Here is an 18,859-nt window from a genome sequence, read left to right as displayed (position 1 = left end):
TCCCTACATCGCACCCCAATCCGGAGGACAACAGCCCTCGTGGCACAACACCACTGCTGCCAGCGGCGGCAAGGTCAAATGCACACCATACGGGAATTCCCGCACCGGCCCTTCCCACGCAGTCACCGCCCCGGCATTGCCCAGGTTCGAGCCTCCATACCACGCCGCATCGGAATTGAGCAGTTCCCGCCACACCCCCGGCCGAGGGACGCCCACGATGTATTCATGGCGCGGCACCGGCGTGGCGTTGAGCACCACCAAAACCTCGCGGCCTTCCTTGTCGCGCCGGAAGAAACTCACCACACTCTGCTCGGAATCAAAGCAGTTCTCCCACTGGAATCCCGCAGGATCGAAATCCACCTGATGCAGGGCCGGGAGCGCCCGGTACAGGCGGTTGAGGTGGCGGACAAAACGCTGCACCCCGCTATGAAAGGGAAACTCCAGCAGGACCCAATCCAATTGCTCGTCGTGGTTCCATTCCTGCCATTGCGCGATCTCCGCGCCCATGAAGAGGAGTTTTTTCCCCGGCAACGTGTACATGTAGGCCAAAAGCAGCCGCAACCCGGCCATCTTTTGCCAAATATCCCCAGGCAGCTTCCCTAAAAGCGATCCTTTGCCGTGCACCACTTCGTCATGGGAGAGGGGCAAGACGAAATTTTCGGTAAATGCGTACCAAATGGCAAAGGTGAGTTGATTATGATGGTATTTGCGGAAAATGGGGTCCAAAGACATATACCGAAGGGTATCGTGCATCCAGCCCATATTCCACTTGAGACCGAACCCAAGGCCTCCAAGGTAGACCGGGCGGGAGACCATGGGCCAGGCGGTGGATTCCTCAGCAATGGTCTGTACGTCAGGGAACTCTCCATAGACCAACGTATTGAGCGTGCGCAAAAGCTGAATCGCTTCGAGATTTTCCCGCCCACCATAGCGGTTGGGGACCCACTCGCCGGGTTTGCGCGAGTAGTCCAAATACAACATGGAGGCCACCCCATCCACACGCAAACCATCAATATGATATTCCCGCAGCCAATACAATGCGTTGGACAAAAGAAACCCAGCTACCTCATAGCGGCCATAGTTGAAAATGGCGCTTTTCCAGTCGGGATGAAATCCCTGGCGGGGATCGGCATGCTCGTAGAGGGCGGTGCCGTCAAACCACGCCAGACCATGGGCATCGGTAGGGAAATGTCCAGGCACCCAATCGAGGATGACCCCAATGCCTCGGCGGTGGAGATAATCCACCAAGTACATGAAGTCCTGAGGCGTTCCATAACGGCTGGTGGGTGCGAAATACCCCGTGGCCTGATATCCCCAGGACCCGTAAAAAGGATGCTCCGCCACCGGCAAAAGCTCGACGTGGGTAAAACCCATGGATGCCACGTAGTCCGCCAGTTCGTGGGCCATCTCCCGGTAGGAGAGCCAGCGTCCTCCAGGGCCGCGCCGCCACGAACCCAAGTGCACCTCATAGATGGCCATAGGGGCGTCCAGGGCATTGGCATAGCGCCGAGATTCCATCCACTGCCCATCCTCCCAGAAATGTCCGGCCAAAGGCCAGAGGATGGAGGCCGTGGCCGGCGGGGTCTCGGCATGCACGGCAAAGGGATCGGCCCGCAGCCCTTCGCCCCCAGGCCAGCAGATGCGGTACTTGTAGCGATGGCCTTGCCGGGCCTTGGGCACCCATCCTTCCCAAATACCTGTGCCATCCGGGCGCAGAGAAAGGGGGTTGGCCTCACCGTGCCAGTGATTGAAATCCCCAACCACGAACACCGCCGTGGCGTTGGGGGCCCATACGGCAAAGTGGGCGCCACTGCCGCCTTCCGCCAAATGTCCGCCTAAGAACTCGTAGAGCCGGGTGTGCCGTCCTTGCTTGAACAGGTAGACATCGAGCTCGGAAAAAGAACGCATAATCCTTCCACATTGATGATTGGAGATGATGTGGGTCGTGTACCTGGAGGCAAACGCAAGGGCAAGCGGCATAAAAAAAGGCGGCCGAAGCCGCCTTGAAATGCTGGAACAGGACTCGAGACTAGTGGTGCTCCAGGTGGCCGCCTTCCTTGATGCGGTACATAGCCGCCCACACGATAGCGGCCAAGTACACGAAGATCACCGTCACCCCGATAAAGCCCGCCACGGTGCTGTGCAGCATGTTCGTCACCAGTTCGCCGATCATATGCTCCTCCTCGTCGATATAGCTTCTGGCGAGGCAAACCCCAAGGCAGCCCAAAAGTCAAGATGCAAGCGGTTGGAATACGGTATTGCGCTCCACCGGGACAAAACCGGCACTGCGAATCGTCTCGAGCAGCTCTTCCATGGTCAGGGCCTGCGGGGTCGCGGCGCCGGCGGCGTGGCCGATGCGTTCGCCCAAGATCGTCCCGTCAAGGTCGTCAGCCCCTGCCCAGAGCGCCAACTGCGCCATCTTGACCCCCATGAATGCCCAATACGCCTTGATATGGGCAATGTTGTCGAGCACGAGACGCGAGATGGCCACCATGCGCAAGATATCTTCCCCTGTCGGCCCAGGGACGCCAAGTCCGGTGTTCTTGGGCTGGTACGGCAGAGGGATGAAACACACAAAACCCGGGGACTCATCCTCCAGGGCACGCAAGGCGGCCAAATGCGCGATGCGCTCGTGCCAGCCTTCCACATGGCCAAAGAGCATGGTGCAGTTGGTGGGCATGCCCATGCGGTGGGCCAGGGCGTGGATGGCCAGCCAGCGCTCGGCAGGGATCTTCTCCGGGCAGAGCTTTTGCCGCATGCGGGAATCGAAGACTTCTGCCCCGCCGCCAGGCAGCACGTCCAGCCCGGCCTGGCGCAAAAGTTCCAGCACCGCTTCCTCGGTCATCTTCCAGGTGTCGGCAAAGTAGGCGATTTCCACTGCAGTGAAGGCCTTGAGCGTGGCCTCGGGCCGCAGCTTTTTGCACAACCGCAACATTTCCAGATAATATTCCTGGGGAAGTTCGGGGTTGAGGCCGCCGACGATGTGGATTTCCCGAATAGGCTCGTGGAGACGCTCCCGCAGACGCTGAGCAATCTCTTCTAAGGACAGCGTCGTTCCCGCCGGGTCCCCCACCCGCTTGGAGTAGGCGCAAAAACGGCAGGCATTGCGGCACACATCGGTATAATTGATGTGCTGATTGGCGACGAAATACGCACGGTCTCCATGACGGGCGCGGCGCTGGCGCAAGGCCGCTTCGCCGAGATCATGCACCGAGGCGTGCAGGGCAAGCTCCAGGGCGAATTCCATATCGATGCGTTCACCCGGTCGCAGCGCACGCAAACGGCGCTGGGCCGCAGGGGAAAGCGACATACGTCCTCCCGAAATGCAAGGGGGCTGCGCCCAGGACGCAGCCCCCTCCTGGGTCATCACAGCATGACCAGATTATTCCTCGTCGCCAGACTCAGCGCTTTCCTCCAACTTCTGGCGGATCATATCCCCCACATTGATACCCGTGGAGCCTCCCACCTGCGTGGAACGGTACTCGGCACGGGGAGGTTTGCGCTCTTCCTTGAGGGAAAGGCCCAAGCGGCGCTCGTCCGCGCTCACATGGATGACCTTGGCCTCGATGGTCTCGCCTTCCTTGAAGACATCCTTGGGGGTTTTGCCTTTCTTCTTGCTCATCTCGCTCACGTGCACCAGGCCCTCGATGCCTTCCTCCACCTCCACGAACAGGCCAAAGTCCGTGATGTTGGTGATGGTGCCTGTCACCGTGGTACCCACGGGGTAGCGGGCAGGGACCGTGGACCACGGATCTTCCGTGAGCTGCTTGATGCCCAGGGTGAACTTTTCGTTGTCCTTGTCCACGGTGAGCACCTTGGCGCGCACGATGTCACCCACGTTGTAGAGCTCTCCGGGATGGCGGATCTTCTTGGTCCAGGAGAGATCCGAGACGTGGATGAGACCGTCGATGCCGTCCTCGATGCCGATAAAGAGACCGAACTCGGTGATATTCTTCACCGCAGCCTCCAGCACCGTGCCTTCGGGATATTTTTCGGCCACCAAATCCCACGGATTGGGGCTCACCTGCTTCATGCCCAGCGAGATGCGCTTGCGCTCCAAGTCCACCCCCAGGACCACCACGTCCACCTCATCGCCCACGCGCACCATCTGCGAGGGATGCCGCAGTTTCCGGGTCCAGGACATCTCGGAGATGTGCACCAGGCCTTCCACTCCAGGCTCCAGCTCCACAAAGGCGCCGTAGTCCACCAGGTTGGTGACCCGGCCGGAAAGCTTGGTGCCTTCGGGATATTTTTCCGCAATATTCTGCCACGGATCCGGCACCAGATGCTTGAGGCCCAAGGAGACCTTCTTTTCTTCGCGATCGAAGCTCAACACCTTGAGCTCCAGCTCGTCGCCGATCTGCACCATCTCGCGCGGGTGCTTCACCCGCTTCCAGGCCATATCCGTGATGTGCAGCAGGCCATCCAAGCCGCCCAGATCGATAAACGCGCCGTATTCGGTGATATTCTTCACCACGCCGCGCACAATCTGCCCCTCTTCCAAGGTCGAGAGAAGCTCGGCGCGCTTCCGATCGCGCTCCTCTTCCAGGATGACACGGCGGGACACGATGACATTGCTGCGCCGACGATTCACCTTGAGCACACGGAATGGGAAGTCACCGTCCACCAAGGCGTCCATGTCCGGAACAGGCCGCAAGTCCACATGCGAACCCGGCAAGAACGCTTCCAAGCCCTGGATGTCCACCACGTAGCCACCCTTGATGCGCCGCACGATCCGCCCCATGACAGTCTCGCCGCTTTCCATCACGCGCTCCAGCTCATCAAGCACCTGCATGCGCTTGGCTTTTTCCCGAGACAGCACGATGGTGCCTTCCCGTTCGCTCTTGCGCACCACATATACGTCCACCACATCGCCGACTTTTACAGCGATCTGGCCATGTTCCATGAATTCCGCGACAGGGATCTGTCCTTCCGATTTGAAATTGACGTCCACGAGCACGGCTGCGTCGTCAATCTTCACAACCTCGCCCTTGACGATGGTCCCTTCTTCGATCTCGCCGAAGTCGGAGTCGAGATAGTTTTCCAGCTGGGCTGCGAAATCCATCTCCATGGTTTCCTCGGGCTGGGTTGTGGTTGGTGTGGTGTGCATACGAGTTTACCCCCTAACAAAAAAAGAATTTCGTTTTCCCTAGCAAAGGCGCTCCTCCTTGACAAGCGCAAGACAACGCCACATTTTTCACAGTCCGTCCGCATCCATAGGCCTGAAATCGCACCCTTCTTCGTCCCCAGCATCTTCCGCCAACGTCACCAGATCGTAATCATGGGTGGCGTCCACCCGGGCGCGCACCATGGCCCCGGGCCGTACTTGAGGGCCACTCACGTACGCCACCCCGTCCACCTCCGGGGCCTGGAACCACGCCCGGCCCTCGAAAAGCCCAGGCCATTCGGCGCTGGGCTGATCCACAAGGATCTCCAACTCCTGATCCCGGAAACGGGCCAAATACCGACGGCTGATGCGCCGCTGCAAGGCCATGATCCGCCGCCGCCGACTCTGGCGCACCCGCGCTGGCACCTGCTGGTCCAAGGCAGCCGCCGGTGTGCCCTCTTCCGGAGAAAAGGCAAACACCCCCACGTGGGCGAGCTCCGCCTCGGCCACAAACGATTCCAGCGCCGCAAAATGCGCATCCGTCTCACCGGGGTATCCCACGATGAGCGAGGTCCGCAGGGCTGCCTGGGGAAAATAGCGCCGCACCCGCTCCACCACAGCGCGCGGATCTTGAGTACGAAAGGGCCGACCCATGGCGGCTAAAATCTCGGGATGGACATGCTGGAACGGGATGTCGAAGTACGGGAGCACCGGCGCCCCCAGGTCGCGCATGCCGGCCAAAAGCTCTTCCGTGAGCCCCGACGGATAGAGATACATGAGCCGCAGCCACGAGAGACCCGGCACACGCGCCAAGGCATCGAGCAACTGCGCCAGCCCCCGGCGCATGCCCAAATCCTGGCCGTAGGCGGTCAGATCCTGGGCAACGAGCACCAGCTCCCGCCGTCCTGCAGCCACGCAGGCCGAGGCCTCGGCCACCAATTCCTCCAGCGGACGGCTGCGCAAGCCCCCCCGAATGGACGGAATGGTGCAAAAACGGCAGCGATTGGAGCAGCCTTCCGCGACCTTCAGGTAGGCAAAGCTGGGTGGCGTGCTCACCACGCGGCCATCGGCGGCGGACTGCAGACCAAAGTGGCGCAAAATACGCTCCGGCAATTGGTGCTGCCCGGCGATGTCCACCACGAGATCCACCTCCGGCAGCTCTTGCTGCAACACGTGCGCGCCGTAGCGGGCCACGAGGCAACCGGTCACCACCACGAGCGGACGGGAAGGCGCCTGTTGCGCCACACGCACCATCTCCATGATGGTATCGAGAGATTCTTCCACCGCAGCCTGCAGAAATCCGCAGGTATTGACCAGCAGCACCTGGGCCGCTTCCGGGGATTGCGCCGGCTGGTAGTGCGCGCCAAGGCCGCCCAAAATCCGCTCGGTGTCCACACGGTTTTTGGGGCATCCCAAGCTCACCGTGGCGACACGAATCACACCGTCCATATTCGGATTCCTTCGTTGGCATCAAAAGTCACCCGCTGCGGGACGATCCCCAGACGGGCCAAAACCGGGGCATTGGCACGGCCATGCCCCCAAAGGTCTCCCTGCACCCAGCGCGGGGCGATCATCCGCTCCACGCGCCGCGCCCCCACGGCCCTCGTGAGCATCCGCGCCATGGCCACCGAGCGCGCCATATTGCCCAGCGCCGGATGCCACGGTCCTGCCTGCAGCAAAAACCCCGGCTGCGGGGCGAGCCCCACCCGAATGACCCGAATGCCGCGGCGCCACAACCGGGGCAACACCTCGGCCACAAGCTCCACCGTGGCCTGAAGCTCCCACGGACGGTAGCGGCCTTCGGCATGCAACCGGGCAAGGGGAGTGCCCCCAACCACCACGCAAGGGTAGATGCGCACGACCTTGGGGGCCGCAGCCAGGGTACGCTCCACGTCCTCCTGCCAGTGCGCTTGGGTGTGGCCCGGAAGCCCCGGCAAGAGCTGGATTCCCAGCCCCAAGCCGGCATCGTGTACCATCCGGCAGGCCGCGTGTGCCTGCGCGCCCGTGTATCCTCGGCCGCTTCGGGCAAGCACGGCGGAGTCGAAACTCTGCACCCCAAGCTCCACCACATCCACACCCCAGCGCCGCAAGCGCCCCAGGAGCTGCGGCGACACGGCATCCGGCCGCGTGGAGAGACGCACCTGCCCGCGTGCTCCCCAGGTATCCATGTGCCGCAGCACGCATTCGAGGACCTGCCGCTGGAGAGCCTCCGGCAAGGCAGTAAAACTGCCCCCGTAGAGGCCGACACTGGCAGGCCCCTGGACCTGCGAAAGGGCATGCTCCACGCGACCGAGGACATCGGCGCTCGACACCGGACGCTGCCCGGTCTGGGCGGCTTGATGGCAATACAGGCAGCGCTGCGGACAACCGGCAAAGGGGAGAAAGACCGGCACAAGCCGCAGGGGGAGAGGCCTGGGGGGGGCGGTGAGCACCTCAAAGCGACAAAAATTTCCCATGAACCCCTTGCAATGTCTTTTCTTTTCCACTATCCGACGACAACTCTCATGCCACCCGAGGAGGTCTTCGTCTCATGCCCACCCTCACCAAAGCAGAAATCATTGACGCCATTTATGAAAAATCCCGCCGTCACCGGGCGGAGATCAAAGGCCACGTGGACACCCTCATCGAACTCATGAAAGAAGGGATCAAAAAGGACGGCGCCCTTTTGGTGAGCGGTTTCGGCAAATTCGACGCCTACGCCAAAAATCCGCGCCGCGGCCGCAACCCGCAAACCAACGAGGCCATCATCCTTCCCGGCCGCAAGGTGGTGGTGTTCCGCATTTCCCGCAAGCTCCGCGCGGAGCTCAATCCGCAATGACAAAGCAGTCCGGGCTCTCCGGCAGGAAGCGCTCCCGCGCGGCCCGGGCTTGATCGAGCGTCGGGAAAGCGCCCACCTGCACCCGCCAGAAATGGACCCCGGCCACGTCCCCCTCGGTCACCCGGGTGCCGGGATATCCGCGTGCCATCAGCCGATCGCGCAGGCGGTAGGCATTGTCACGCACGGTAAACGCCCCATACTGCACGTAAAATGGCCCTTGAAAATAGATCGGGCCGCCCAAGGCGCGCAGATGCACCCGCGCGGTCCCCGGCCCCACCACCCCAAGGGTGCGGGCTGCGCTATAGGAAAGATCGATGACCCGATTGCCCACAAACGGGCCGCGGTCATTGACGCGGACCTCGGTGCTGCGGCCGTTGTCGAGGTTGGTGACGAGCAGGCGCGTATTCATGGGCAGGATCCGGTGCGCGGCCGTCATCTGGTACATGTCATAGATCTCGCCATTGGCCGTACGTTTGCCATGAAAATCCGGACCATACCACGAGGCCACCCCCACTTCCTCGTAGCCTTCCGCGGATTGGAGTGGATAATAGGTTTGGCCCATAACCGTATAGGGTTTACCGGTGCCGCCGTGCCCTTTCGGCGTCGATGGCGCGCTACTTCCCGACGGCCACGACGGCAGATAGCGACCGCCGCAGCCCGCCAGGAAAAGCATCAGGGCGAAAAGCGCCCAACCCGTCCACCTCACGGCACCCACTCTACCACCAAACGCACGCGTTCCGCCAAACGCCACTGCTGCACACCTTGCGGCAAAGGTTCCCCGCTCTCCAGCAAGCGACAGGACGCAAATGCTTCGCCTCGGTCGAGGACGTACGTGGCAAGAGTGTCGCCGCCTACTTGGATACCACGGGCCAAAAGGGGTTGCACGAGGTCTTGCGCCACAAAATTGAAGGGCCGCACCGTCACGGTCCCGGCCGCCACATCATGGGCGCGAAACGCCGTGGTGAGGTCGGCGCGAAAACGCTTGAGGGGGCTTTGGCGACGCAAGGCGATGCCAGCCAGGCCCGGCATGGTGCCGCTCAAGGCGACCTCATCCCCTGCGGCCACCTGGGTGGCTTCCCAGTCATCCACCGCCACCCCGTTGAGAAACAGCCCGGGGACGCGGTGGGTGGCGTACTCCACATCCAAGCCGAGATCTTCCAGAAGAAAATCGCGGACGGACTTGGGGGCCCCAAGCCATATCCCGACCCCCTGCCGCAGCAGTCCCGCAAAGGCAGGGGCTATGACTACCGGAGCCTGGACACGAATGGTCAAGGCGCTCGAATCCTGCGTCATAGATATCCTCCGTGGCAGTGCATCCATCTCGCGGCAACGGTTGCCCAAATACCCCCCAAACGCAAGCTCATCCTTGGCGTCTTTTCAGGCCGCCCTGCGGCCACAGCACAAGCCCCAGCCCCACGAGCACAAAGGGGATGCTCAAAAGCTGCCCCGTGGTCCACATCCCGGTCGCGTCCAGCGCGGCCTGGGGCATCTTCACGGTTTCCCAGACCATGCGCAGGCCAAAGACCAAAAGCAAAAAGAGCCCCAAAAGCCGCTCCCGCCACCATGGACGCCGGTAGAGCACGGCCAGAAGCATGCCGATCCCCAGATAGGTGGCAGCCTCGTAAAGCTGTACCGGATGACGGGCAACCCCATCCACCCGGGCAAACACCACCGCCCACGGCACCGTGGCAGGCTTACCCAAGATTTCGGAATTCCAGAAATTTCCCAACCGGATGCACGCGCCGCCCACCGCTGCGGGCAGAGGCAGCCGCCGCAGGACCCAGCCCACATCCACGCCCGGATCCCGCAGACGGGCAGCCCACACCCCCGCCACCAGGCCCACGGCGCCGCCATGGCTCGCCAGGCCGCCTTCCCAAATTTTGAGGATCTCCCACGGGTGCGCCAAATACCACTCCGGCTCGTAGAACAGGCAATGCCCCAAGCGGGCGCCCACCACCGTCCCCACGACGGCGAACGTCAATAGCCGCTCCAAAGGGGCGGGATCCCGCCCCTCGGCGCGGCTCATAACGACCATCATGTGATACCCTGCCACAAAGGCCAGGGCGAACAGGATCCCGTACCAGCGGATGGCCAGAGGCCCCACTTCCAATGCCACAGGATCCATGTCCCACACGAACATACCGATCTCAACACCCCATGCGGGCAACGGCCACGTCCATCACCGTCGCCACGTTTTCCTCGGTGACCGGGCTCTCGCCTTTGCGAAAGCCAAGGTCCTGCAGCTGGACATGCACCATGGAGGAAAATCCGGCTTCCTCGAGGGTCTTCCGGGCGCACTCCAAAGGGCAGCCGTCGATCACGAGGATTTTGTCCGCGGCCTGGGTAGTGGCCACAATACCGCTCACCCGACCGCCGATGCCCGCCAGACAATACATACGGCCCTTGCCCTGCCGGGTGAGGGCACGGGCCGCGGCATCAGCGAGGGCCCCCACGTCGGCCGCGCCGGAGCAGGCAAAGATCAAGGTCGGCGCCCCCTGACAGGAACATTGGCAGTTAGACATTTTTCGCCTCCTTGGCCAAAACGGTCTTCATCTCCTCCAGGCTCGGCACCTTGCCCACCATGAGGACCTTGCCATTGACCGCCAGTCCAGGGGTCATCATCACCCCAAAGGACATGATCTTGTTGATGTCCGTGATCTTTTCCAACTCATACGCAATTCCCAGGGCGTCCGCCGCCGCCTTGGCGGTCTCCGCCAACTTGATACACTTGGGACACCCGGTGCCGAGAATCTGAATGTGCGTCATTTCTGTTCCTCCTTCCCGCTCATGTGTCTATGCCTCTGGCCGCATTACGTCCAGAAGAGTCCAAAAGCCCATCCCGAAACCGTGGCCATGACCACGACCAAGCTCACGAAGACAACCGTCTTGCGCGCCCCCATGATGCTCCCGATGACGAGCATGTTCGGCAAACTCAAAGCCGGACCGGCCAACAGCAGGCTCAGGGCCGGCCCCTTGCCCATGCCCGCGCCAATGAGGCCTTGGACGATGGGCACCTCGGTGAGGGTGGCGAAGTACATGAACGCCCCCACGAACGAGGCGAAGAAATTGGCCATCAGGGAGTTTCCGCCCACGAAGCCGGCCACCCACGAAGAAGGGATGATCCCCTCATGCCCGACGCGGCCCAAGAGGAACCCTGCCACGAGCACGCCGCCCAAAAGCAACGGCAGGATCTGCTTGGCAAACGTCCACGAGGTAGAAAACCACTGCCCGCTCTCGCCGGGGTCCACGCTGGTCATCCACGACAACCCCACCACGCCTACCGTGAACGCGGCCACCGGCTCCTGGGGAAAGGCCACGGCCGTCAGGGCTGTGGCCAAAGCGGTGAGCCCCACCTTCCACGCCGCAAGCCGCATCCACGACACCAGCACCACGGCCAGTCCCGCAGCCGCCACGCTGGTGAGCCACCACTTGGCGGCGAAGATAGCGGCCCACAGCCCCGTGTCCTCCTGCGGCCGCCCCCAGTTGGCGAATACCAAGATGGCCACCATGAGGGCAAAATAGATGGCGGTCTGCCACAAGGGCCGCACGGGCTCCTCGTCGGAGGTCACGGGCTGCATGGCGAGACGCTCCCCTTCTTCCTGGCGGAAGAAAAACCCCATCAAAAGACCGATGACAAGGCTGAACACCACGGCCCCCACGGCGCGGGCAATACCCAGTTCCGGGCCCAAAATGCGGGCGGTGAGCACGATGGCGAGCACATTGATGGCAGGCCCGGAATAGAGAAAGGCGCACGCCGGCCCAAGCCCGGCGCCCATGCGGTAGATACCGGCGAAAAGCGGCAGCACGGTGCAGGAGCACACCGCCAAAATCGTGCCCGACACCGAAGCCACGCCGTACGCGAGCACCTTCTTGGCCCCAGCGCCCAGATAGCGCATCACCGCCGCCTGACTCACAAAAACGCCAATGGCGCCCGCAATGAAAAAGGCCGGGACCAAGCACAAGAGCACATGCTCCTGGGCATACCATTTCACCAGATGGAAGGCCTCGAGCACTGCGGCATCAAAACGCGGCACGCCCACCGGTAAATACCAACAGACGACGAACGCCCCCACCATGGCAACCAACATCTTCCATTCTTCACGCCAGTTCATGGCAATCCTCCTTCGCCGTCGCACAGGCGGCGCATATCCCGGCCGCAGCCGAATGGTCCAACACCTGATCTACACAACGGAAAAATCCCGTCACACACGGCATCCGCAAACGGTAGAACACCTGTTTGCCGCGACGCTCGTCCTCCACCAGCCCTGCGCGCTTCAGTACCGTCAAGTGCTTGGATATCGTAGAAAAATCTACACCGACCGCCTCCACGAACTGACACACGCACACCTCACCCTGGGCGAGCTGATCCACCATCCACAGCCGGGTGGGATGGGCCAAGGCCTTCAAAATCTCCGCACGCCGCTGGTACAACTGGGCTTGTTCCTGCATGACGACCTCCAATATTTGGCGATTTGGCCAAATAATTCTCTGCGCCTCGGCTGTCAATGCCCCGACACCCGCCGCGACTGCCTTGACCCACAAATCTTTTGGCCATATTGCCAAATTTTCGCATCTTACGAAAAACTCTGGAGGAATCTATGCTGCACCAGGTCCAACGTGGAATATGGCTTTTCGTGGTCGTCGGGATGGCGCTCTTTGCTGCCGGGCCGAAGGCAGGGGCCGCATCATCATCCTTGTCCGGAGACCCGGTTCCGGTGCCCGCCCCCGGCATGGTGACGGTCCTCGATCTGGGCGCCAAAAGCTGCATTCCCTGCAAAATGATGGCCCCGGTGCTCGAAAACCTCGCGCACAAGTACGAGGGCAAGGCCGCCATCGTGTTCATCGATGTCTGGCAGCACCCGGAGCAGACCGAGCGGTTCGGCATTCGGGCCATCCCCACCCAGATCTTCTACGACGCCTCCGGCAAGGAGATCATGCGCCACGAAGGGTTCTTTCCCCAAGAATCCATCGAAAAGGTCCTCGCCCGGCTGGGGGTCCACTAATGGATTCCCTGCTCATGACCATTGCCGCCTGGATGGAGACCGGCAGTCTCCTGGCCGTGGGCGGGGCCTTTGCCTGGGGCATGGTGAGCGTTCTCTTGAGCCCATGCCACCTGGCTTCCATTCCATTGATCGTGGGCTACGTGGCTGGCCAAGAACGCTTGGTGGAAGGGCGTCAGGCCATGTTCTACGCAGGGCTCTTCACCCTGGGGCTCTTCACCACCATTGCGGCACTGGGGGGAATCTGCGCCGCCTTGGGCCAAATGCTGGGAACAGTGAGTCCCTACTGGGCCATGGCGGTGGGGCTGGTGCTCCTGTGGGTGGCGCTGGACATGCTCGGCCTTGCCCGCTGCTCCCTGCACGGAGGGCTCCTGGGCCGTCTGCGGCTGCGCGGTCCCTTCGGCGCGCTTATCCTGGGCCTTGCCTATGGCGTGCTCTCCGGAAGTTGCACCTTTGGGTTCATCGCCCCGATACTCGCCATCATCACCGTGCAGGGGCAGATCGCCCAAGGCACGCTGCTCATCCTTGCCTTTGGCCTCGGCCACTGCCTGCCCATAGCCGTGGCCGGCAGTTGCACCGCCTGGATCCGCCGCCTGGTGGCAAACGCCCGCTGGCAACGAGGCAGCACCGCATTCCGCCGTCTAGCTGGCGTGGGCATCGCCGCCTTGGGCCTCTTTTTCCTGCTTTCCCCGTGGCTCGGGCAGTAGCCATGAGCTGTTTGGCAATCACTTTATCCTTCAATCACTACTTGACCTTTTCGCTCTCCTTTGTTAGCCACGAACCATAGCTTCATCACCCCTTTTTTCGTCCGTGCTCCTTAAGGAGGCCCCTATGTTTCAGCCCACCCTGCCAACGGAAGATCCTCTCATCACCATGCACCGAGATCTTGCCCGCACGCGACAGGATAAAATACCTGCAGCATGGGGCATGGTCATCGACCTCGCCAAATGCATCGGATGTCATGCCTGCACCATTGCATGTGCAACGGAAAACAACCTTCCTCCTGGAGTCGTCTATCGTCCTGTCATTGAGGAAGAAATCGGCACATATCCACATGTGGCGCGCCGATTTCTTCCTCGACCGTGCATGCATTGCCAAAACCCTCCATGTGTACCAGTCTGCCCTGTCCATGCAACATGGAAAGACGATGAAGGGGCAGTAGTTATTGACTATGAAAAATGCATCGGATGTCGATTCTGTCTCAAGGCATGTCCCTATGGGGCGCGCACCTCTGATTTTGGCGAAGCCTACTCCACGGGGACCCCAGAGTTGGCAGGGGTCTTGGTGAGTCGAAGCCAAATGGAGCGAGGGTACGCCAAGCGCACTGCCCCGGAATACGACAAAGATTGGGGAGACCGCCGACGCGCCTCGCCCGTGGGCAATGCCCGCAAGTGTCACTTCTGTCTCCACCGCGTCCACAATGGTCAGCTTCCTTCCTGTGTCACCTCGTGCGTGGGTCGAGCCACCTTCTTCGGCAACCTCAACGACCCGCAGTCCATGGTGCACCGTCTGGTCGGCTCTGCGCGGGTCATGCGCCTCAAAGAGCACCTCGGCACCCAACCCCACGTGTTTTACCTCACCTAAAGGAGGGCTCCCATGACCACTGCAACCGCTCCCAACAGGCTCGTTCTCGGCGTCGCCATCCTTGGGCTCATCCTCGGCGCATGGGGCGTCCTGGAGGCCCTGCTCTACGGGACACACGCCACCGGTTTGACCTCCTTCGTCCCATGGGGGCTTGGAGTCGCCCTCTATCTCACTTTTCTCGGGTTTTCCGCTGGAGGTCTTCCTTTAGCCTTGGCAACAACGGTGTTCGGCAAACACGATTATGAGCCGCTCTCGGGCATGGTCGCATGGACCGTGGTGGTGACGGAACTTTGCGCCGGCTTGGCCATTGCCCTGGACTTGGGCCACATGGAGCGCATGTACCGCTTCCTCACCGCACCGGCCCTCACCTCGCCCATGGCGTGGATGTTCGTTTTCTTCAACGCCCTCCTTGGAGTTTATCTCCTCAAGATTTGGGCTATCCACAAAAACGATGCCAGGCTCGTGCGTCTGTTCACCTTCGCAAGCATCCCCATCGCCCTCCTCTTTTACACCACCAATGGATACATCTTTGGCATGCTTACCTATCTGCCCATTTGGGGCGGCCCCATGGTGCCCTTGTACTTCGTGGTGGCAGCCCTCATGGCGGGCACCGCGCTCATGTGCTTTCTGGCCTGGGCCTTTGGGTATGCCGAACGCCTGGTCATGGGAGTAGGCTACGGCGTCTTGACACTGGTCATCCTCTTTGCGCTTCTTGAACTCCTCATGGGGCTGACCGTGCTCCAGTCCGGCGACACGGCCAACCATCAGGCGCTCCAGGCCATCCTCTCCGGAACCAACGGGTGGGTGTTCTGGGTCCTCCACGTCGGACTGGGGATCGTTGTCCCTATGGTCTGCATCCTTTTCCGGCGAACGGCACGGGCCGCAGCCTGGGGAAGCCTCAGCGTCATGGTCTCATTCCTCGCCACCCGCTGGGTCTTCGTGGTCCCACCGCAAAGCGTGGCGCCACTTCCGGGTCTCGATCAAGCCTTCATCCAAGAACGCTTGGCCCTCCACACCACCCCGCAGTTGGGAGAATGGCTGGTGGTGGTTTTTGTCGCATCCCTGGCCCTCCTTGCCCTTTCCCTGGGTCCCCGACTGCTTCCTGCCCTTTTCCGTCACGGAGGTTCCCATGTCTGAGATGTCCCCACTGCACCATCCATGTCCTGAAGGGATGGATCGCCGCGATTTCCTCAAGACCTGCGCCTTGTTGGGCGGCGTTGCCGCTGCAAGCGGTGCCGCCGGCGTCTTGCTCGATGACGCCGCCGAGGCCACATCCATTCCCGGACAAGGGGCATACACCCTGCTGCGCCCCGAACATCAAATTCGTTCCGCATGCCAGCAATGCAACACCCAATGCGGCATCACGGTCAAAATCCACCAAGGGCGCGTGGCCAAGATCGATGGGAACCCCTACAGCCCATGGAACCTGTGCCCCCAGATTCCTTACTCCACGCCGCTCACCGAAGCGGCCACGGTGGATGCCGCGCTGTGCCCTAAGGGCTTTGCGGGCGTCCAGACCCTCTATGACCCCTACCGCATCGTCAAAGTCCTCAAGCGCGCAGGCAAACGCGGAGAAAACAAATGGATCAGCATCCCCTTCGACCAGGCTATCAAAGAGGTTGTCTTCGGAGGAGACCTTTTTGGCGAAGGGCACGTGGAGGGTATCGCCGATCTGGCCGCCTTGCGGGATCCAGCGGTCCACAAGGCCTTGGCCGAGGATGCCAAGAAAGTGGCGGACAAAAAAATGACCCTGGAAGAATTCCAGGCCAAGCATGCCGACAACCTCAAGTATCTTATCGATCCCAAACACCCGGACCTCGGCCCCAAAAACAATCAGATTTGTTACTACTGGGGCAGGCAAAAAGGTGGACGCGGAGAATTCATCAGCCGCTTTTTCCGCGATGGTCTTGGCACCACCAATACCCACGGACACACCACTGTGTGCCAGGGATCGCTCTATTTCACCTGCAAGGCCATGAGCGACCAGTTTGTCGAAGGGAAATTCACCGATGGCAGCAAGTTCTATTGGCAGGCAGACACTGGCAATGCCGAGTTCCTCCTCTTCGTGGGCGCAAGCCCCTATGAAGCCAACTACGGCCCGCCCATGCGCGCCGGCAAAGTCACCCAAGGCATGGTGGACCAAGGCCGCAAGATCGCCGTGGTGGACCCCCGCTGCTCCAAGACCGCAGGACGGGCGTGGAAGTGGCTCCCCGTGGCTCCCGAGGCTGTAGGGGCCCTAGGGCAAGCTATGATCCGCTGGATCATCGAAAACGAACGCTACGATGCCCGCTATCTGGGCAATGCCAACAAAGCTGCAGCCAAGGCCAGCGGAGAGCCCACCTGGACGCAGGCCTGCTGGCTGGTGATCGTGAACGACGACGGGACTCCAGGCCGGTTCCTGCGGGCTTCGGACCTGGGCCGCCCCAAAGAGACACGGCCATCGAGCAAACACCCAGATCAGACGTGGGAGTTCGACGCCTTCGTCACCCTTCAAGGGTCTGAACCCCGATTCTTCGACCCCAATAGCGAGACCGATCCCGTCACCGGCGACCTCCTGGTGGACACCGAGATCGGCGGCAAAAAGGTCAAAAGCGTCCTGCAGATCTACAAAGAAACGGCCTTCTCCCGCTCCCTTTCCCAATGGGCGGAAATCTGCGGACTGGCGGAGGCGGATATCGTCGAAGTCGCCCGGGAGTTCACCAGCCACGGCAAGCGCGCCGTGGCGGACATCCACCGCGGCGCCTCGCAACACACCATCGGTTTCTACAACGTCCTCACTTGGATGACCGTCAACGTCCTCATCGGCAACCACGATTGGACCGGGGGGATGATCAAGGCCACCACCTACGACACTACGGGCTCCAAAGAAGGCATGCCCTATCCCGTGACCAAGGGGCCCAAGCTCTCGCCCTGGGGCATCTCCATCATCCGCCATGGAATCGCCTACGACAAGACCACGCTCTTTGCCGGCTACCCTTCCAAGCGGGTATGGTATCCCTTTGCCAGCGACATCTACCAGGAAGTCATCCCCAGCGCAGCAGACATGTACCCCTACCAGATCAAGTGCCTCTTTCTCTACATGGGCACACCGGTGTACGCCCTGCCCGCAGGCCACGCCCTGGTGGAAATCCTCAAAGACCCCAAGAAGATTCCGCTCTTTATCGCCTCAGACATCACCGTGGGCGAGACCAGCATGTACGCGGACTATATCTTCCCGGATCTCACCTACCTGGAGCGTTGGGAGTTTTCCGGCTCCCATCCATCTATGAGCTGCAAGGTAGCGCCCATCCGCCAGCCGGCAGTCGCCCCCATGACAGAGACGGTGACGGTATACGGAGAGAAGATGCCGCTATGCCTGGAATCCACCCTTCTCGCCATGGCCGAAGCCCTCAAACTCCCCAACTTCGGCCCCAACGCTTGGGGAGAAGGCAAGCACTTCACTCGCATGGAAGACCTCTACCTGCGCATGGTGGCCAACGTCGCCTTTGGGGAAAAGGCCGATGGCTCGGACAAGGTGCCTGCAGCCTCTGCGGAAGAGGAACGCATCTTTCTTGCCGCCCGCAGCCACCTGCCAGAGACCGTTTTCCATCCCGAGCGCTGGAAGGCCATCGTCGGCCCAGAACTGTGGCCCCATGTGATCACCGTCCTCAACCGCGGCGGCCGATTCCAGGAATACGCCAAAGCGTACAAAGGCGATCAAGTGGCCAACAAATATGGCAAAATGGTCGGAATCTACATGGAGAATCTAGCACTCACCAAATACTCCATGACCGGCAAGCCCTACGTGCCCCATGCCTTTTGGATGCCGAATCCGGTGGATTGCATGGGGAATGTCCTGGAAGACGCCAAAAATGGATTCCCATTCACCCTCATCACCTATAAGACCATCTCACAAACCAAGAGCCGCACCATCCCGGACTATTGGTTGAACGCCATCCTTCCCGAAGGCTTCGTGGAAATGGCGGCAGAAGACGCCGCCCGTCTCGGGCTCAAAAACGGGGACGAGGTCATGCTCATCTCGCCCACCAATCCCAACGGTGTTTGGGACTTGGGCCATGGCCGCACCAAACCCATGCGAGGTAAAGTCAAAGTGGTGCAAGGTCTGCGTCCAGGCGTCGTGGCCTTCCCCTTGGGATTTGGCCACTGGGCCAATGGCGCGGGAGACATGGTCATCGACGGGGTCACCATCGCCGGAGATCCCCGCCGCGCCCGAGGTTTCCATGGCAATGCCGCCATGCGCGTGGACCCGGTGCTCGGCAATACCGGCCTGGTGGATCCCGTAGGGGGTAGCGCGGTCTTCTACCAAAGCCGGATCAAAGTGATCCGCGCCTAAAGTGTACTTCGCAATGC

19 protein-coding genes are annotated in these 18,859 nt (G+C 61.4%); 6 read left to right on the top strand and 13 right to left on the bottom strand.

Features of this window, described 5'->3' with window-relative positions:
* Positions 1–3: 3 nt before the first annotated feature.
* From glgB to QMF81_RS02400, 6 genes are all read right to left on the bottom strand, one after another.
* Positions 4–1,908, bottom strand: a complete 1,905-nt coding sequence (gene glgB, locus QMF81_RS02425; RefSeq protein WP_281751686.1) for a 1,4-alpha-glucan branching protein GlgB — start codon at positions 1,906–1,908, stop codon at positions 4–6.
* 121 nt (positions 1,909–2,029) lie between these two features.
* Positions 2,030–2,173, bottom strand: a complete 144-nt coding sequence (locus QMF81_RS02420) for a hypothetical protein (protein WP_281751684.1) — start codon at positions 2,171–2,173, stop codon at positions 2,030–2,032.
* A gap of 57 nt (positions 2,174–2,230) precedes the next feature.
* Complete coding sequence (locus tag QMF81_RS02415; RefSeq protein WP_281751683.1) at positions 2,231–3,310, bottom strand: CofH family radical SAM protein; 1,080 nt, start codon at positions 3,308–3,310, stop codon at positions 2,231–2,233.
* Between the two features lie 72 nt (positions 3,311–3,382).
* The gene (locus tag QMF81_RS02410; RefSeq protein WP_281751681.1) at positions 3,383–5,110 is read right to left on the bottom strand and encodes a 30S ribosomal protein S1; all 1,728 of its coding nucleotides are present in this window, start codon (positions 5,108–5,110) and stop codon (positions 3,383–3,385) included.
* 87 nt (positions 5,111–5,197) lie between these two features.
* Positions 5,198–6,547, bottom strand: a complete 1,350-nt coding sequence (rimO, locus tag QMF81_RS02405) for a 30S ribosomal protein S12 methylthiotransferase RimO (protein ID WP_281752911.1) — start codon at positions 6,545–6,547, stop codon at positions 5,198–5,200.
* Positions 6,544–7,563 (bottom strand): radical SAM protein, encoded by a 1,020-nt coding sequence (locus QMF81_RS02400; protein ID WP_281751679.1) that lies wholly within the window; start codon positions 7,561–7,563, stop codon positions 6,544–6,546. The genes rimO and QMF81_RS02400 overlap by 4 nt, the downstream gene beginning before the upstream one ends.
* A 74-nt stretch (positions 7,564–7,637) precedes the next feature.
* On the opposite strand from QMF81_RS02400, the gene QMF81_RS02395 reads away from it, so the two are divergent.
* A complete protein-coding gene (locus QMF81_RS02395; protein ID WP_281751678.1) occupies positions 7,638–7,925 on the top strand; it encodes an HU family DNA-binding protein in 288 nt (95 codons plus the stop codon).
* On the opposite strand, the gene QMF81_RS02390 is transcribed toward QMF81_RS02395, so the two are convergent.
* The 7 genes from QMF81_RS02390 to QMF81_RS02360 all read right to left on the bottom strand — a co-directional run bounded on the left by QMF81_RS02390 (position 7,912) and on the right by QMF81_RS02360 (position 12,374).
* On the bottom strand, positions 7,912–8,631 hold the full coding sequence (locus QMF81_RS02390; protein ID WP_281751676.1) for a septal ring lytic transglycosylase RlpA family protein: 720 nt from the start codon (positions 8,629–8,631) through the stop codon (positions 7,912–7,914). The genes QMF81_RS02395 and QMF81_RS02390 overlap by 14 nt on opposite strands.
* On the bottom strand, positions 8,628–9,218 hold the full coding sequence (locus tag QMF81_RS02385; RefSeq protein ID WP_281751674.1) for a hypothetical protein: 591 nt from the start codon (positions 9,216–9,218) through the stop codon (positions 8,628–8,630). Before QMF81_RS02385 ends, QMF81_RS02390 begins: the two co-directional genes overlap by 4 nt.
* Before the next feature lie 67 nt (positions 9,219–9,285).
* Positions 9,286–10,065 carry a prolipoprotein diacylglyceryl transferase gene (gene lgt, locus QMF81_RS02380; RefSeq protein WP_281751672.1) on the bottom strand — a complete coding sequence of 260 codons (780 nt, stop codon included), beginning with the start codon at positions 10,063–10,065 and terminating at the stop codon, positions 9,286–9,288.
* A 7-nt stretch (positions 10,066–10,072) separates the two neighbouring features.
* Positions 10,073–10,447: a putative zinc-binding protein gene (locus tag QMF81_RS02375; RefSeq protein WP_281751670.1), complete on the bottom strand. Its 375-nt coding sequence runs from the start codon at positions 10,445–10,447 to the stop codon at positions 10,073–10,075.
* Positions 10,440–10,691 carry a thioredoxin family protein gene (locus QMF81_RS02370; protein ID WP_281751668.1) on the bottom strand — a complete coding sequence of 84 codons (252 nt, stop codon included), beginning with the start codon at positions 10,689–10,691 and terminating at the stop codon, positions 10,440–10,442. The genes QMF81_RS02375 and QMF81_RS02370 overlap by 8 nt, the downstream gene beginning before the upstream one ends.
* 44 nt (positions 10,692–10,735) lie before the next feature.
* Positions 10,736–12,037 carry a permease gene (locus tag QMF81_RS02365; RefSeq protein ID WP_281751666.1) on the bottom strand — a complete coding sequence of 434 codons (1,302 nt, stop codon included), beginning with the start codon at positions 12,035–12,037 and terminating at the stop codon, positions 10,736–10,738.
* On the bottom strand, positions 12,024–12,374 hold the full coding sequence (locus QMF81_RS02360; RefSeq protein ID WP_281751665.1) for a metalloregulator ArsR/SmtB family transcription factor: 351 nt from the start codon (positions 12,372–12,374) through the stop codon (positions 12,024–12,026). The genes QMF81_RS02365 and QMF81_RS02360 overlap by 14 nt, the downstream gene beginning before the upstream one ends.
* Positions 12,375–12,523: 149 nt before the next feature.
* On the opposite strand from QMF81_RS02360, the gene QMF81_RS02355 reads away from it, so the two are divergent.
* The 5 genes from QMF81_RS02355 (at position 12,524) to QMF81_RS02330 (ending at position 18,842) form a co-directional block, all read left to right on the top strand.
* The gene (locus QMF81_RS02355; protein ID WP_281751663.1) at positions 12,524–12,928 is read left to right on the top strand and encodes a thioredoxin family protein; all 405 of its coding nucleotides are present in this window, start codon (positions 12,524–12,526) and stop codon (positions 12,926–12,928) included.
* Positions 12,928–13,632: a cytochrome c biogenesis protein CcdA gene (locus QMF81_RS02350; RefSeq protein ID WP_281751661.1), complete on the top strand. Its 705-nt coding sequence runs from the start codon at positions 12,928–12,930 to the stop codon at positions 13,630–13,632. The genes QMF81_RS02355 and QMF81_RS02350 overlap by 1 nt, the downstream gene beginning before the upstream one ends.
* 124 nt (positions 13,633–13,756) lie before the next feature.
* Positions 13,757–14,509 (top strand): 4Fe-4S dicluster domain-containing protein, encoded by a 753-nt coding sequence (locus QMF81_RS02340; RefSeq protein WP_348772183.1) that lies wholly within the window; start codon positions 13,757–13,759, stop codon positions 14,507–14,509.
* 12 nt (positions 14,510–14,521) lie between these two features.
* Positions 14,522–15,646, top strand: coding sequence for an NrfD/PsrC family molybdoenzyme membrane anchor subunit (gene nrfD, locus QMF81_RS02335; RefSeq protein ID WP_281751659.1), 1,125 nt, complete (start codon positions 14,522–14,524; stop codon positions 15,644–15,646).
* Positions 15,639–18,842: a molybdopterin dinucleotide binding domain-containing protein gene (locus QMF81_RS02330; protein ID WP_281751657.1), complete on the top strand. Its 3,204-nt coding sequence runs from the start codon at positions 15,639–15,641 to the stop codon at positions 18,840–18,842. Before nrfD ends, QMF81_RS02330 begins: the two co-directional genes overlap by 8 nt.
* Positions 18,843–18,859: the final 17 nt, after the last annotated feature.

The sequence above is a fragment of the Thermodesulfomicrobium sp. WS genome (genome assembly GCF_027925145.1).
In the GTDB taxonomy this organism is placed as follows: domain Bacteria; phylum Desulfobacterota; class Desulfovibrionia; order Desulfovibrionales; family Desulfomicrobiaceae; genus Thermodesulfomicrobium.
The sequence above is the reverse complement of the archived record's forward strand: the minus strand, read 5'-3'. Positions and strand labels throughout refer to the sequence as shown.

Coding starts and splice junctions, on each gene's coding strand:
- QMF81_RS02355 (WP_281751663.1), top strand. CDS start 12,524: ATGCTGCACCAGGTCCAACGTGGAATATGGCTTTTCGTGGTCGTCGGG.
- QMF81_RS02350 (WP_281751661.1), top strand. CDS start 12,928: ATGGATTCCCTGCTCATGACCATTGCCGCCTGGATGGAGACCGGCAGT.
- QMF81_RS02420 (WP_281751684.1), bottom strand. CDS start 2,173: ATGATCGGCGAACTGGTGACGAACATGCTGCACAGCACCGTGGCGGGC.
- QMF81_RS02415 (WP_281751683.1), bottom strand. CDS start 3,310: ATGTCGCTTTCCCCTGCGGCCCAGCGCCGTTTGCGTGCGCTGCGACCG.
- QMF81_RS02410 (WP_281751681.1), bottom strand. CDS start 5,110: ATGCACACCACACCAACCACAACCCAGCCCGAGGAAACCATGGAGATG.
- QMF81_RS02340 (WP_348772183.1), top strand. CDS start 13,757: ATGTTTCAGCCCACCCTGCCAACGGAAGATCCTCTCATCACCATGCAC.
- nrfD (WP_281751659.1), top strand. CDS start 14,522: ATGACCACTGCAACCGCTCCCAACAGGCTCGTTCTCGGCGTCGCCATC.
- QMF81_RS02385 (WP_281751674.1), bottom strand. CDS start 9,218: ATGACGCAGGATTCGAGCGCCTTGACCATTCGTGTCCAGGCTCCGGTA.
- QMF81_RS02400 (WP_281751679.1), bottom strand. CDS start 7,563: ATGGGAAATTTTTGTCGCTTTGAGGTGCTCACCGCCCCCCCCAGGCCT.
- QMF81_RS02360 (WP_281751665.1), bottom strand. CDS start 12,374: ATGCAGGAACAAGCCCAGTTGTACCAGCGGCGTGCGGAGATTTTGAAG.
- glgB (WP_281751686.1), bottom strand. CDS start 1,908: ATGCGTTCTTTTTCCGAGCTCGATGTCTACCTGTTCAAGCAAGGACGG.
- QMF81_RS02330 (WP_281751657.1), top strand. CDS start 15,639: ATGTCTGAGATGTCCCCACTGCACCATCCATGTCCTGAAGGGATGGAT.
- lgt (WP_281751672.1), bottom strand. CDS start 10,065: ATGTTCGTGTGGGACATGGATCCTGTGGCATTGGAAGTGGGGCCTCTG.
- QMF81_RS02395 (WP_281751678.1), top strand. CDS start 7,638: ATGCCCACCCTCACCAAAGCAGAAATCATTGACGCCATTTATGAAAAA.
- QMF81_RS02365 (WP_281751666.1), bottom strand. CDS start 12,037: ATGAACTGGCGTGAAGAATGGAAGATGTTGGTTGCCATGGTGGGGGCG.
- QMF81_RS02370 (WP_281751668.1), bottom strand. CDS start 10,691: ATGACGCACATTCAGATTCTCGGCACCGGGTGTCCCAAGTGTATCAAG.
- QMF81_RS02375 (WP_281751670.1), bottom strand. CDS start 10,447: ATGTCTAACTGCCAATGTTCCTGTCAGGGGGCGCCGACCTTGATCTTT.